The 1,167-nt window shown below is 72.0% G+C and carries 1 pseudogene; it reads right to left on the bottom strand.

Annotated features, from left to right (window positions below):
- Positions 1 to 203: 203 nt before the first annotated feature.
- Positions 204 to 1,167 (bottom strand): annotated as a pseudogene (locus G6019_RS10270) (hypothetical protein); the annotation flags it as partial.

Here is a 1,167-nt window from a genome sequence, read left to right as displayed (position 1 = left end):
CCTGCGCGGCCTCGTCGCCCGGCCGGTCCCCCGTGTCGACCCCTACGCGACCGGGGTCCCCGGCATATGGCACGCCTCCGGATCGACGCCCCCCGGGCCCGGTGTCCACGGGCTCGCGGGCCAGTACGTCGCCGAGCGGATCCTCCGCGGCTGACGGGTCGGCTCGACCGCCCGACCCGTCGCCTACCGGGCGGTCGGGCCGCCTACTGGTAGGACACGAACCATGGCCGGGGCTCGACCGCCATCGTCTGCTCCGGTGTGAAGGTCGGCGTGTCCTCGTCGTAGAAGTTCTTCCACGCCATCCAGATGTCGGGGGACAGCCCCTGTTGCAGCACCTCCCACGTCTCGAATTTCATCTCCGGCGTGCCGTGTCCGTCGGCGTGGAGGGAGATCGCCACCTCGGGCCGCGAGGTGTCGATGTCCTCGCGGTCGGTGATCATCGCCAGGCTGAACTGGTGCAGGATGAGCAGCTTCTGTGGCCCGCCGGAGTCGCGGGTGAGATCGGCGAGCCAGTGGGTGACCCGGTTGATCTCCTCGGCGCTCGCGCTGCCGATCTGTGCCCCCGGGCGCTGTCCGGGCTCGAGCTTCCACTCGGGGTCCAGGGCCAGTCCCACGTTGGGCCGCCGAAGCAGATCCTCGAACAATCGGGCCTGGTCGAGCAGGTCCGCCATCCCGGGTTGCAGGTCGATCACGGCGTAGCCACCGGCCTCGGTGATCGCGTCGACGAGCGGCTCGAACTCCTCCGGAGGCCACTCGTTGGTGTAGTTGCCGTCGGGCCCGGGCTCGGTCGCCGCGACCGTGGCGATGATCTCGAACGCGGGGACGACCGGCTCGGGTGAGTACGGCTGGTACTCCTCGACCAAGCGGCGCACCCGTTCCGCGCTCTCCTCGGGTCCCTGCTCGCCGAGAACGCCCAGGGCCGGGGTGATGGGCGAGCCGTACGCCGCCACGAACCGTCGGCCGGGGAAGAGCAGTTGCCCCCCGCCGGGGAGCTCGGGAACGGTCCGGGCCTCCTCGATCCGCTGAGCCAACTCCTCCTCGGTGCCCCACCCGGGCCCGAGGGCGATCACGGTGTCGGCGTCGGTCACCGCCTCGACCGAACCCCCGTCGACGCGCGGGTCCGGTGCCCGGAGGTGGGAGACCGCCGCCCCGCCCGCGACGGCGGTC

The sequence above is a fragment of the Dietzia sp. DQ12-76 genome, assembly GCF_014145045.1.
GTDB lineage: Bacteria > Actinomycetota > Actinomycetes > Mycobacteriales > Mycobacteriaceae > Dietzia.
The sequence above is the reverse complement of the archived record's forward strand: the minus strand, read 5'-3'. Positions and strand labels throughout refer to the sequence as shown.